This is a genomic window from Pedobacter aquatilis (assembly GCF_032678425.1).
Taxonomy (GTDB): domain Bacteria; phylum Bacteroidota; class Bacteroidia; order Sphingobacteriales; family Sphingobacteriaceae; genus Pedobacter; species Pedobacter aquatilis_B.
Genome location: NZ_JAVTSG010000001.1, coordinates 181105 through 195593, shown reverse-complemented (window position 1 = coordinate 195593; position 14489 = coordinate 181105). Strand labels below are relative to the sequence as shown.

At 36.8% G+C, this 14489-nt stretch carries 10 protein-coding genes; all 10 read left to right on the top strand.

Annotated elements, in window-relative coordinates; translation table 11 throughout:
- Positions 1–47: 47 nt before the first annotated feature.
- The 10 genes from R2Q16_RS00765 to rlmF all read left to right on the top strand — a co-directional run bounded on the left by R2Q16_RS00765 (position 48) and on the right by rlmF (position 14355).
- Positions 48–1820: an ABC transporter ATP-binding protein gene (locus R2Q16_RS00765; RefSeq protein ID WP_316734558.1), complete on the top strand. Its 1773-nt coding sequence runs from the start codon at positions 48–50 to the stop codon at positions 1818–1820.
- Positions 1821–1856: 36 nt separating this feature from the next.
- A complete protein-coding gene (locus R2Q16_RS00760) occupies positions 1857–2444 on the top strand; it encodes an RNA polymerase sigma factor (protein ID WP_316734555.1) in 588 nt (195 codons plus the stop codon).
- Positions 2445–2504: 60 nt separating this feature from the next.
- Complete coding sequence (locus tag R2Q16_RS00755; RefSeq protein ID WP_316734553.1) at positions 2505–3689, top strand: FecR family protein; 1185 nt, start codon at positions 2505–2507, stop codon at positions 3687–3689.
- A 64-nt stretch (positions 3690–3753) separates the two neighbouring features.
- Entirely contained in the window at positions 3754–7155 is a 3402-nt protein-coding gene (locus R2Q16_RS00750; protein ID WP_316734551.1) for a SusC/RagA family TonB-linked outer membrane protein, read from the top strand.
- 11 nt (positions 7156–7166) lie between these two features.
- Complete coding sequence (locus R2Q16_RS00745) at positions 7167–8558, top strand: RagB/SusD family nutrient uptake outer membrane protein (protein WP_316734550.1); 1392 nt, start codon at positions 7167–7169, stop codon at positions 8556–8558.
- Positions 8559–8609: 51 nt separating this feature from the next.
- Positions 8610–9701 (top strand): cyanophycinase, encoded by a 1092-nt coding sequence (locus R2Q16_RS00740; RefSeq protein ID WP_316734549.1) that lies wholly within the window; start codon positions 8610–8612, stop codon positions 9699–9701.
- Positions 9702–9708: 7 nt separating this feature from the next.
- Entirely contained in the window at positions 9709–10734 is a 1026-nt protein-coding gene (locus tag R2Q16_RS00735) for an isoaspartyl peptidase/L-asparaginase (RefSeq protein WP_316734548.1), read from the top strand.
- 31 nt (positions 10735–10765) lie between these two features.
- Positions 10766–11599, top strand: a complete 834-nt coding sequence (locus R2Q16_RS00730; RefSeq protein ID WP_316734546.1) for a cyanophycinase — start codon at positions 10766–10768, stop codon at positions 11597–11599.
- Positions 11600–11944: 345 nt separating this feature from the next.
- Positions 11945–13213 carry a C4-dicarboxylate transporter DctA gene (dctA, locus tag R2Q16_RS00725; protein WP_316734545.1) on the top strand — a complete coding sequence of 423 codons (1269 nt, stop codon included), beginning with the start codon at positions 11945–11947 and terminating at the stop codon, positions 13211–13213.
- 143 nt (positions 13214–13356) lie between these two features.
- On the top strand, positions 13357–14355 hold the full coding sequence (gene rlmF / locus R2Q16_RS00720) for a 23S rRNA (adenine(1618)-N(6))-methyltransferase RlmF (protein WP_316734543.1): 999 nt from the start codon (positions 13357–13359) through the stop codon (positions 14353–14355).
- Positions 14356–14489: the final 134 nt, after the last annotated feature.

Here is a 14489-nt window from a genome sequence, read left to right as displayed (position 1 = left end):
GATACATTCATTCATTCAATAATTCACTCATTTAAAATTAAAATAGAATGGCAGTAACAGGCGACGTATATAACACAGGATTACTGAAACGTATTTTTAAATATGTTAAGCCTTATCGTGCTATTTTCGTTTGGTCGGTTATTTTAACCATTTTACTCGCCGCTATTTCTCCGGTTCGTCCATTTTTAATCAAATTTACACTCGATAACTATATTTTAACAGGCAATTACAGCGGCTTGGTAAACATGACAATGCTCATGGTTTTTATGCTGATTTTGCAATCACTTATTCAATACAGCCATACGCTATTAACCAACACTTTAGGTCAATCCGTTATTCGCGATTTAAGAATCAACGTTTTTAATCACATCACTCAATTACGATTAAAATATTTCGATAAAACACCTATCGGTCAGTTAATTACCAGAACAGTTTCCGATTTAGAAACAATAGCCGACATATTTTCTGAGGGCTTGATTTCGATGATTGGCGATTCTCTGCAAATCGTTGTAATCGTTGCCGTAATGCTCCTTACCGACTGGGAGTTAAGTTTGGTTGTGCTTTTGCCAATTCCGCTTTTAATAATGGCAACGAGAAAATTTCAAAAGTCAATTAAAGTTGCCTTTCAGGAAATAAGAAATGAAGTATCGAATCTGAATACCTTTTTACAAGAACATATTACAGGGGTTTCTATCGTTCAATATTTCGCCCGCGAGCGACAAGAATATAAAAAGTTTTACGCCATAAATAAACGCTATCGCGATGCAAATATTCGCTCAAACTGGTATTATTCAATCTTTTTTCCGGTTGTCGAATTAATATCGGCGATGTCTTTAGGTTTATTAATTTGGTATGGTTCAAAAAGTATTTTGGCGAAACCTTTAGATGTTACACCAGGAACCATCACTCAGTTTATTATGTATTTGGGTATGGTTTTTACCCCAATTCGCCAACTGGCGGATAAATTTAATACCCTACAAATGGGGATGGTTGGTGCCGAACGGGTTTTCAAAGTATTGGATACAGATGAACGAACGCCAAACAATGGAAAACTCATCCCAGAAAAACTTGACGGAAATATCAGTTTTAAAAATGTTTGGTTTGCTTATAATGACGAAAATTATGTTTTAAAGGATTTAACCTTTGATGTAATAGCAGGCGAAACCGTTGCTTTAGTCGGGGCAACCGGTGCCGGAAAATCATCAACCATAAATATTTTAAATCGTTTCTACGAAGTAAAAAAGGGAGAAATTACCGTTGATGGAATCGACATTCACGACATCGAATTGAATTATTTGCGAAGCAATATTGCGACGGTTTTACAGGATGTTTTCCTCTTTTCGGACACGATTTTAAATAACATCACTTTAAATAATCCAAAAATTACCATTGAAGAAGTGGTAAACGCAGCCAAAAAAGTTGGTGCTCACGATTTTATCGAACGTTTGCCGGGTGGTTATCAGTATAATGTTATGGAAAGAGGCTCTACGCTTTCTGCCGGACAAGCTCAACTGATTTCGTTTATCAGGGCGCTGGTTCACAATCCTGCAATTTTGGTTTTAGATGAAGCCACTTCATCCGTTGATACTGAAACAGAATTACTGATTCAGAAAGCCATTGATAATTTAATGGAAGGCAGAACTTCTATTGTTATTGCCCATCGTTTATCAACCATCCAAAAGGCAAACCAAATTATTGTGCTGGATAAAGGCGAAATAAAGGAAAAGGGCACCCACCAAGAATTGTTAAGGCTAAATGGTTATTACAAAAAGCTTTACGATTTGCAATTCTCTTCTGAAGGTATTGCTAAAAGCTCTTAAAATGACTATGTTTGGTTTCCTAACAAACCTAATCATTTGGAAGCCTCGAGTAATTGTGAGAACGATAATGTACTTTTTGACCTATTAAGGCAAGGAGACGAGGTTGCATTTGGTAAAATTTATAAGCTTCATTGGGTAGAACTTTACAATGCGGCTTACAAACGTTTGCCCGAGAAAGAGAAATGTCAGGATATTATTCAAAATGTTTTTGCCGACTTATGGAACAGAAAAGCTGAACTCGACTTGCAAAATCCATTGGCTTATCTGCATACTGCCGTTCGTTTTCAGGTTTTAAAACAGTTTCATAAAAGCAATAAACACAATTTATTCAATTTAACTTTTGAACAAAAATTAATTTCTCCCCTGCAAACCGATGGAGATTTGCTCGAAAAAGAAGTTCGTGTTCTAATTGAACTTTTCATAAAGGCACTTCCAGAAAAACGCCGTAAGATCTTTTTGCTTCATTATTTTGAGGGTTTATCTACAGCAAAAATATCAGTTGAATTAAATGTTTCGCAAAAAACCGTTCAAAATCAATTAACTACTGCAACACATGCGCTCAGATTTAAATTAACGCACATGTTTTTAATCCTTTTAGCAGCTTATTTTAGTTTCTTAAAATAATTTAATTTTCTTTTGGGAGATTTTCCATCATCTGGTACATAGTATATAAAAGCCAGAAAAATGAATTCATTTCCTAACCGAAAAGATTTAGAAAAGATTTTAGAACGTTATTTATCAGGCAAAGCGAATGCCGATGAAATTCGATTTATTGAAGAATATTATAATTTCTTAGGTGAAAGCGATGAAAACGCTAATCTAAATCCGGCGGGGGATATTCAAGATTCAGCACAATTAAATTTTGAAGCTATTAAAGCAAAGATTGCTGCTAACAATAAACCAAAAGTATCCAGACTATTTAAATATATTTCTGCTGCAGCTGTTCTAGCGCTCATATTTGGTGGTTACTATTATTTTCAAATCAATCAATCAGCAGAGCTTTCTGCAATTTCTAAATCGCAAGAGAAAACCCTCGATGTTTTACCAGGAAAAAATAAGGCTGTATTAACGCTAGCTGATGGTACTAAAGTGGTTCTAGATGAAAACACATCTTCAGATATAAGCGACCAGGATGGTATTAAAATATCTAAAGAAAAAGATGGTCAGTTGGTTTATACAGTAGCAAACAATAAGGTTTTAAATGCCGAAAAAAATCTTGCTTACAATACAATTTCAACGCCAAAAGGCGGTCAATATCAGGTTATACTACCAGATGGAACTAAAGTTTGGCTAAATGCGGCATCATCACTTAAATATCCTGAAGCTTTTGTAGGCAAGCAGCGTTTAGTTGTACTTACCGGAGAAGCATACTTTGAAGTTGCTAAAAATAAAGCAATGCCCTTTCATGTTCAAAGTCGAAACCAAAATGTAGAAGTATTGGGTACGCATTTTAACATTAACAGTTATTTAGATGATAATACCATTAAAACAACCTTATTAGAAGGAAGCGTTTTGGTGAGTAATGCCAAATTTTCGAAAATATTGAAACCAGGCGAGCAAGCAATTAACAATGCGAATGAAAATGCATCAATAAAAATCACTGCTGATGTAGATACCGATGATGAAACCGCCTGGAAAAATGGCTTATTTCAATTTAACGATTCGGAGCTAAAAGTTATTCTTAATCAATTAGAAAGATGGTACGATGTAAAAATTGATTACGCTAATGTTCCATCTAAGAGATATAATGGGATGGTACCCAGAAAATCAAAATTATCTGAAGTAATAAAAATGCTCGAAAAAACCGGGAACATCAAATTCGAACTAGAAGAAGGGCGAAAACTAAAAGTTTTAACAGAAAAAAAATAACCAAATAAAAGGCCTAAAAAGCCAATGTAACTAATCAATTTTAACCTTAAACCAAACTGAATGTATGAACTTTTACACTCGAAGTAGTAAAACCGATGTGGGTAAACCAAACGATTTTGCTCCAAATTATTTTAACCATCAATTTTTAAGGGCTATGAAACTTTTTATTTTCATAATGACCGTTTTGTGCATGCAAGTTAGTGCAAATGCATTTTCACAACGCATAAATATTAGTCAGAAAAATACGCCTTTGGTGAAAATTTTAAAAGAAATTAAGCGCCAAACTGGTTATTTCTTTTTGTATGATACCGATTTGATTCAGCAAAAATCAAAACCTGTAACCATCGACTTAAAAAATGCTGAATTAGCTGATGTATTAACACAAGCTTTAAAAGCACAACCTTTTGGCTGGGAAATTAAGGAAAATACCATCTTGATTTTTCCAAAAGCCAACACAAATGAATTGGCAAAAGCCATTGATGTTACCGGAAAAATTGTTGATGAAGCAGGAAATCCAATGCCAGGTGCATCAGTACGTGTAAAAGGGCAATCAGCAATTTATGCAACCGATGCTAATGGAAACTTTACCATCAGAAATGTTGATGAAAATGCTGTTTTAGTTATTTCTTATGTTGGTTATGCCGATAGAGAGGTTAATGCTAAAACACAAATGGGTACTTTGAAATTAACATTATCATCTGGTACGTTAAGTGATGTGGTTGTTACTGGTTATACCAATTATACCAAGGCGCAATCTGCTGCTGCAAGTTCATTGGTTTCTGCTGAAAAAATTAATAATGTTCCGGGGTTAACTGTCGATCAGATTTTGCAAGGCCGTGTTCCGGGTATGAGTGTTATTTCCACTTCTGGTCAGCCTGGTCAAAGTGCATCTGTAGTTATTCGTGGTATTGGAAGCGTAAACGGTTCTTCTACACCATTATTTGTTTTAGATGGTGTGCCAATCGAAGCGGCTTATTTCCAGACCATCAACCCTGAAGATATTGAATCGGCAACGGTACTCAAAGACGCATCAGCAAAGGCGCTTTATGGTTCAAGAGGATCTAATGGTGTTATCGTTTTAACAACCAAAAAAGGAAAGGCTGGTAAACTTGCCGTTAATTATACATCGCAATATGGTTTCTCAAATTTGAGCAGACCGAATTTCGAAATGATGAATACCGCACAACGCTTACAGTTTGAAGAAGAAGTTGGTGCAAGTTTTGGTCGTAACATCGGACCAGGTTGGACTTATTCACCAAAAAACCCAACCTACGCTGCCGGAACTACTGCAACAAGAGCTCGTGCAGATTTTATCATTGATAGTTTAAAGAGAATTGATACCGATTGGAGGGATATTTTCTTCCAGAGAGGTAAATTTCAAGAGCAACAAGTAAGTATTAGCGGTGGAAATGAAAATTTGCGTTTTTACAATTCATTGAACTATTACAGTCAGGAAGGTGTGGCTAAACGAACTGGTTTAGATCGTTATTCATTAAGAAGTAATTTAGATTTTAAGGATGATAAATTCAGCGGAAGCGTAAACTTATCATTAGGTTATTCTCAATCGAGTTTTACAGAAGGAGAGGGCGGAACAGGAGCAGGTACAGCAATGGCATCGGTTTATTATGCGCTGCCTTATGAAAATCCTTATGCATCAGATGGTACTTTGGTTCATCCTGGAAATCGTTCAAATTATTTTATTCTGGATCAAAGAGAAGGTAGTCAGGCTCTGGAACGCTTGCTAAATTCATCAGATAAAACAGATCAGTTAAAATCTATCATCAGTACAGCTTTTGCTTATCAAATTTTACCTGAACTAAAAATTACAACAAGGGCTGGTATTGATTATCGTCAATCAACCGACCAACAATTTGTTAATCCTGATTCTTACTATGGCTCCAGAAGTGTTGCCAATACTTTAGGTGGTAAAGGTCGTTTAACAGATGCCAACAGAAGAAACTTTAACATTATTTCTACAACAGGCTTAACTTTTGCCAAGAAGTTTAATGATGTGCATGATTTTGAAGCTTCTGCTTTTTACGAATATGTGTATAATAATTACAATTCTTTTGGCTTTAGTGCTTATGGTATAGATGGACGTTTACCTGAAACTCCGGCAGGTGCAACTAACGGAAGTGCAACATTCTTACCTTCAACAACTGGTGGTAAAACCAAAAATGCACTGGCATCTTTTATGGGTGTAGCTCGTTATACCTACAATGACAAATATACAGCAACAGCAAGCTATCGTTATGATGGTTCTACAAGGGTAGCGCCTGAAAACAAATGGCATGGTTTCTATTCATTCGGTGCCAACTGGAATGTTAAAGCTGAAGAATTTTTAAAAAACAGTGCTTTGATTAATGATTTGCGAGTTAGAGCAAGTTATGGTATTACTGCAAGTCCATTTGGTGGCGATTTCTTGTATTTGCCAACTTATGCAGTTAATACATCATATGGTGGTGTGGCTGCAATTAGAGCTACTACACCTGGAAATGCAGAATTTGATTGGGAATATGTTAAGGAATTTAATGCAGGCTTCGATTTAGCAATGCTTAAAAACCGTTTACGCATTACTGCCGATTTTTATAATCGTAAAACGACAAATATGTTTATCAATCAACCGCTTTCTGCTACATCAGGCTTTTCTGAACTTAACTTAAGTGCAGGTATTATGCAAAACAGAGGTGTCGAATTTGAAGTAAGTGGCGATGTAATTAAATCAAATGAATTTATCTGGACCATTGGCGTTAATGCAGGTTATAATAAAAACAAAATATTGCATGTAACTGATTTGGTTGATTCTTATCCTGATGGTGATACCCGTATTTTAAAAGTGGGTTTACCTTACGGAACTTATTTTGCGCCAGATTGGGCAGGTGTTAATCCTCAAACCGGAGAAGCACAATATTATAATCTTGATGGTTCTATAACTACAGCTTATAATGTGAATACGCAAAGCACAACCAATTCTGGAAGTTTATATCCAACTTTTACCGGTGGTTTTAATACCTCTTTAAGTTATAAAGGAATTACCGCATCGGCGTTGTTTTCATTTGTATCAAATGTTATGCGTTGGAATAACGAAGATTTCTACAATGAAAATCAACGTTATGCAACCAGTAACCAAACTGTTAGAATGCTAGAAAACAGATGGCAGGTTCCGGGTGATACAGGAAATGATGCAATTTTGCAGAGATTTGATATTCCAAGAAATTTTTCTTCTAAAGATATACAGGATGCATCTTTCTTAAGGTTGAGAAATCTAACTATTGGATATTCTATTCCAAAAACTGTTTTGGAAAAAACCAGAATAATCAAGGGCGTAAAAATATTTGTTCAAGGACAAAATTTATTCACCTGGACAAAATGGAGAGGTTTAGACCCAGAAAATAATGCGGTTTACGGTCGTTTTCAATATCCAAATACCAGAACTTATACCGCTGGTTTAAATGTTAACTTTTAATACTTACAACAATGATTAATAAAATATATCAAAAATACGTACTTATATTGTCGTTGTTAATCCTTACGGCGTCTTGTACAAAACTGGATTTAGTTCCAACAGATTCCATCTCGCCAGATAAAGCTTATCGAAATATAGGCGATATTAATTTAGGTGTGTTAGGTGCTTACGCACTTTTGGATGGCGGAACAATCGGTGTGGTTTCTACAGTTTCTGATGAAGCGATGTTTCCAACAGAAAATACCGTTGGCAATAGCGATGCTTTCAGGTGGTTGTATAATGCGGGCAGCGGTTCGGTAACCAGTCAGTATGCATCGTTTTACGTGGCAATAGATAGGATTAACAGAACAATTGCAGGCTTAGATGCCTTAACTTTAACAGGTGCTGATATTGCAACAGGTTCACGTTATAGAGGAGAATTATTAGCCTTACGTGCTTATTTTCATTTTGAATTATTACGTAATTATGCAGCTTCATACCAAAGCGGTGCACTAGGTGTACCATACATGAAAGCATCGGCAATCGGTTATCCGGGAAGAGATAACTTTGAGGTTGTCGTAGCAAATGCAAAAGCCGATTTAGTAGCCGCAAAACCATTAATACCAGCAACATTTACTGATAAAACCCGCATAACAAAGGTTGCAGTTTCTGCAATTCAAGCGAGATTGGCTTTATATGAGAAAAATTGGAGCGAAGCAATTACTTATGCAAATGAGGTAATTACGGCTTATCCTTTGGCTACAAAAGCGCAGTTTCCTGGTATATGGACAGATGCAAACGATAACGAAGTAATTTGGAAAGCAAAACGTGTTGGTACAACCGATTCTCGTTTGGGCGATTTCTATTTCCGCCAAACAGGTGGCATTGTTTTGTGGGCACCAGCCTTTAAATTAATTAACACCTTTGATAAGGTTAATGATTTGCGTTATACATCTTATATTAAATTTGATGCAACAAGAACGGGTACAAAATCTCAATATTTGGTAAATAAATATATCGGTGGTACATCAACGGCACCAGGTTTAACGGATATAAAGTTATTCCGTACTGGTGAAATGTACTTAATAAAAGCAGAGGCCGAGGCAGAATCTACGGGTGATGCTGCAGGCGATTTAAATACTTTACGAGCTGCTCGTATTAACGGTTACATCAATGCAACTTTTGCGGATAAAGCAACCTTAATTACCGCTATTTTAGAAGAACGTTATAAAGAATTGGCATTTGAAGGTCATCGCTTTTTCGATTTAAAAAGAAGAAGCCTGCCAGTTGTAAGATTGGCTGCTGATGCTGTTAATGCCTCAGGTGCGGTAACGCTACCGGTTACTCAAGCACAGTATTCGTTTCCAATTCCGTCTGCAGAAATTGCTGTAAATAAAAATACAGTTCAAAATCCAGGTTATTAATAAAATATGAGGTTTTATCGATAAGATAAAGCCTCATTAATATTTTAAAATATGAAACAATCATTTTTTATCCTGTTGATGATTTATTGCATATCTGCAATGGGTTGCGGGAAAGCAACGGTAACGCCTGCTCCTCCTTCAACAGGCGGGGGAGGAACAACGCCAGTCGCAAAACGCAGACCTGCATCAATTGGAATTGTTGGCGATAGTAGTAACGTCACAAAAACCACAAATGGTGGTATGGTACTCATGGGTGGTGGAACTGATGTCGATGCAGCCTTTAAGTGGATGATTGATAGAAGCGGAGGCGGTGATGTGGTTGTTTTACGTGCCAGCGGAACAGACGCTTACAACCCATATATCAATAGTTTGGGGACTGTAAATTCCGTTGAAACACTTTTAATTAATTCAAAAGAATTGGCTAATAATGATACCGTAGCTTACATTATTCGCAACGCGGAAATGGTATTTATTGCCGGCGGCGACCAATCGGATTATATGCGGTATTGGAAAGGAACAAAAACCGAACAAGCATTGAATTATCTTCTAAATAATAAGAAAGCTCCGTTAGGCGGAACAAGTGCAGGATGTGCCATTTTAGGCGGCTTTTATTTCAGCGGTGAAACCGGCGGTTTAACTTCTGCTCAGGCATTGACCAATCCCTACGATGCAAATGTGACCTTGTACAATAATGATTTTTTAAAGTCGCCATATTTAGAAAATGTAATTACCGATCAGCACTATTTAACAAGAGATAGGGAAGGCCGATCGATGATTTTTCTTGGCAGGATAAATAAAGATTGGAAAATCGCGGCAAAGGGAATTGCAGCTGATGAAAGAACTGCAGTATGTATTGATAAAGATGGAAAAGCACAGGTTTTTGGTGATTATTCGGCAACAAGACCATACAGCTATGCATACTTTATGATATCTGATGAAGCAAGACAACCTGAACAAATGGAAGCAAATAAAAAAGCAATTTGGAATAATAATCAAAAGGCTGTTTCAGTTTATGAAATTCCAGCTTCGGTAAATGGCGGTGGTAATTTTAATGTTGCTAACTTTAAGGCGAGCGAAGCTACAGGTGGTAAATGGTATTGGTGGTGGATTGATAATGGAGTTTTAAATAAAAAAGATCAATAAAATAAGAATGAAAGCATTAAAATTATTTTTGGTATTAGCATTTGCGGTTGTTTCTGTAAATCTTTCTGCGCAGCAGAAAAAATATGTTATGGTTATTCATGGCGGCGCTGGAACAATCTTGAAAAAGAATATGACTCCTGAAAAAGAGGCAGAATATATTAAAGTTTTATCTGAAGCCTTACAAGCAGGTTACGCAAAAATTAAAGATGGTAAAACAAGTTTAGATGCTGTTGAGGCAACGATTCACGTTTTAGAAAATGATCCACATTTTAATGCAGGTAAGGGTGCTGTTTTTACACACGATGGTAGAAATGAACTTGATGCAGCGATTATGGATGGTAAAACATTAATGGCCGGTGCAGTTGCCGGGGTTACAACAATCAAAAATCCAATCTCTGCGGCAAGAGCCGTTATGGAAAAATCAGAACACGTAATGATGGTTGGCGTCGGAGCAGATTTATTCGCAAAGGATGCAGGTTTGGAAATTGTAGATCCGAAATATTTCTGGACTAAAGAACGTTGGGATGGTTTACAACAAGCGATTAAAGAAGATTCTACAAAGGCAGTTTTAGATCACGGCAGTAAAAAATCAGAACTTTTGGGAAGTAAAAACCACGATTATAAATTTGGTACAGTTGGTTGCGTGGCTTTAGATAAAGCAGGCAATTTAGCGGCGGGCACATCTACTGGCGGTATGACGAACAAAAAGTATGGTCGTGTTGGCGATGCCCCAATTATTGGTTCGGGTACGTATTGTAATAATGAAACCGCAGGTGTTTCTTGTACGGGTTGGGGCGAGTTTTACATCCGCAATGTGGTTGCTAAAACCATTTCTGATTTGATGGAGTACAAAGGTTTATCAGTTGATGCTGCCTCAAAAATTGCCATAGAGAAAGTTGGTAAAATGGGCGGCGATGGTGGTTTAATTGCATTGGATAAAAAAGGAAATATGTCAATGCCATTTAATACTGAAGGTATGTACCGTGGTGCAATTACTGTGGATGGTAAAGTCGAAGTAAGTATTTATAAATAGGTTCAGCACGATTAAAAACAAATACATACAGATGAAAAAAATATCTTTATCGTTGATTTTAGTCATTTTTGGATTCGCTTCATTTGCACAAAACAAAGGCAGTTTATTCATCATTGGTGGCGGAAACCGTTCTGATGAATTGATGCAGAAAATGCTTCAAACTGCCAATTTAAAAGCTAGCGATTATATAATTGTATTGCCCATGTCGAGTGAGGTTCCGGATACGGGCTTTGATTTTTTTGCCAAGCAAATAAAAAAGTTAGATAATCGGGTCATCAGAAATTTCAATTTCGCAAAGCATGATGTAAATGATAAAAAGTGGATAGATTCTTTAGCCAATGCAAAGCTGATTTACATATTGGGTGGCGACCAAAGTCGTTTTATGAAAGTCGTTTTAAACACGCCAGTTTACGATGCGATTCATAAAGCTTTTAAAAATGGTTCTACAATTGCCGGTACAAGTGCAGGTGCGGCGGTTATGAGTAAGTATATGATTACCGGAACGCAGCTTTTGGATACTGTTTACAAGGAAACCTTTAATAAACTTTGGGATAAAAATATTGAGTTTTCTCAAGGAATGGGTTTGTTGGAAAATACAATCATCGATCAGCATTTTCTTAAACGCAACCGTTATAATCGTTTAATTTCTGCATTAGCTGCACATCCAGATATGGTTGGCGTTGGGATTGATGAAAGCACTGCAATTATTGTTCACGGAAATAAGGCTACCGTTGCAGGCGAAAGTCAGGTAATTAGAATTGCTAGTCCTCAAAATTTGAAGAAAACGGATAAGGGTTTATTGAAGTTTACTAAAGCCGAATTTGGCATTTTTACCGATGGCGATGTAATTGATATAAAGCCTTAATTGTTTTAGTTTTACTGTTTTAGGCTGTCGTCATTGCGAGGTACGAAGCAATCTCTTTTGCTATTAGATTGCTTCGTGCCTCGCAATGACGACCGTTTTAAATAATGCTATTGGAAAGGGTTTCTGCTGCACAAACCTTTGTAACTAAACCCGACATGAACGAGCATGGAGCGCAGCGGAATAAAGTGGTTGGCGGGACTAAATTCCGCCATTAAAGCTGAACATTCATTTCCAAAAAAAAATCCAGTTCTGATTTCCAAATCTAAAGGAATGACACTTACTGACCATATTATTCTTTGCCGCTAAGCAAAAATTACCCTATATTTCAGTCTTCAAAACATATAGATGAAATCAATTCTTTCCAATTTAACTTTTCAGGTATTAGTAGCAATCACCATCGGGATAATCGTAGGTACATATTTCCCAGGGTTTGCACCAACTGCCAAATTGATAAGTCAGGGATTTATAAACCTGATAAGCATGTTAATTGCGCCAATAATTTTCTTTACCATCGTTTTGGGCATTGCGCATATGGGCGATATGAAAAAGGTTGGCAGAGTTGGTGGAAAGGCTTTATTGTATTTCGAAATTGTAAGTACGGTAGCCATTGCGGTTGGTTTATTGGTTGCAAATGTTTTAAAACCAGGTGCTGGAGTTGTGGCAAAAGCGGGCGATGCTGAAAAAATATCAGGCTATGCAGATAAAGCTAAAGACATGAACTGGTCGGAGTTTTTTCTTCATATTATACCTCATAATGTAATGGCGGCTTTTGCCGAAGGTAATATTTTACAAATTTTATTATTCGCCATTTTATTTGGTTATGGCTTAAATAAATTGGGAGGAGAAGGAACTTCAGTTTTAAATGCCTTTGATAAAATATCGAAGGTGTTATTTAAAATTATGAAAGTAATTATGCGTTTGGCTCCAATCGGTGCTTTCGGCGGAATGGCCTTTAGTATTGGTACGCATGGTTTACAAAGTATTTTCGGTATGGCGAAATTAATGGGTTCAGTTTATTTAACCTGTATTCTATTCATTTTTGTAATCCTTAACGGTATTTGCCGCTATTATAAATTTAGCCTTTGGCAATATCTAAAATACATCCGACAAGAAATTTTAATTGTTTTAGGCACGTCTTCTTCCGAATCGGCTTTGCCAAGTATGATGCAAAAAATGGAAGCCATTGGCTGCGATAAATCAGTGGTTGGTTTAGTTATTCCCACGGGTTATTCTTTTAATTTAGATGGAACGGCAATTTATTTGGCAATGGCGGTAATATTCCTTTGTCAGGTTTTTCATGTCGATTTAACCCTCGGACAACAGATTACCATCTTGGGTGTGCTTATGGTTACTTCAAAGGGCGCTGCAGGTGTAACTGGAAGTGGTTTTATAGTTTTGGTTTCTACCTTAACGGCACTCAAAATTATGCCGATTGAACACATTTCTATTTTAATTGGTGTAGATAGATTTATGAGCGAAGCCAGAGCAATTACAAACGTTATTGGCAATGGTGTAGCCACAATCGTTATTGCTAAAAGCGAAAATCAATTTGACGAGGCGAAGTATTTGAAAGCAATTCAGCCCGCTACAATTGAGAGAAATGAAGAAAGTTAGTTGTGAGTTTGGAGTTGTGAGTTTCGGGCTCGAAACCTACATAAATTGTCAACTCCTGACTCCAAACTCACAACTCCCAACTATTTATCCTACCTTTGTGATAGAAACAAGCAACACAGCTTGTTTAGTTAATCCAAATCACATTGGCTCAAGAAGAACAAAATAATCGCAAGGAAAAAAGCGAATTACACGCCCGTAACAAACACCGCTCGCGTTACAATTTCAAACAACTTACCGCAACATCTAAAGAATTAAAACGTTTCGTTTTTAAAAACGAACATAATGATGATTCTATCGATTTTGCAGATCAAAATGCTGTTAAGGCTTTAAACAGAGCATTACTAAAACAGTATTACAATATTTCTCAGTGGGATATTCCTAAAGATTTTCTTTGTCCGCCTATTCCTGGCAGAGCAGATTATATTCATTATGTAGCCGATTTACTAGGTTCAAGCAATAAAGGGAAAAACCCAAAAGGAGGAAACGTTAATGTGCTTGATATTGGTGTTGGTGCAAATTGTATCTATCCGATTATTGGTCATCAGGAATATGGTTGGAGTTTTGTTGGTTCGGAGATAGACCCACTTTCTGTTGACTCTGCAAAGCGTATTATCGAAGCTAATAAACCTTTACAGGGCGCAATCGAAATTCGTCAGCAAGGTTCAAAAATGGGTATTTTTAGAGGAATTGTTGGTCGTACAGAACGTTTTGACGCAGTTGTCTGTAACCCGCCGTTTCACGCTTCATTAAAAGAAGCTGAACAAGGTACCCGTCAAAAATGGCGTAACCTTGGTGGAAATGAAAAAGAAGTAAAACACGTTTTAAACTTTGGTGGAAATAAAGCTGAACTGTGGTGCCCAGGCGGCGAGCGTGCTTTTGTAGAGCAAATGATCATCCAAAGTGAGCAAATTAAAAATCAAGTGTTGTGGTTTACCTCATTGGTTTCGAAAAGCGCTAACTTAAAAAGTATTTATAACGCCTTAATTAAGGCAAATGCTTTTGAAGTGAGAACGGTACAAATGAGCCAAGGGCAAAAGATTAGTCGCTTTGTAGCCTGGACTTATAAAGATGATGCAGCGCAGGCAGAGTGGGCTAAAGGATGGAAAAGCGAGAGTTCTAAAGCTGAAGCTAAAAGCGTTTAAAATAAAAATATATTGAAAAAAAGCCGGATGAACCATTAACGTTAGTCCGGCTTTTTGTTTGTGTGTTTTTTAACTTTTGTCATTCCGAGGAACGAGGAATCTGTTTCATCGGTTGCAGATGCTTCGTGCCTCAG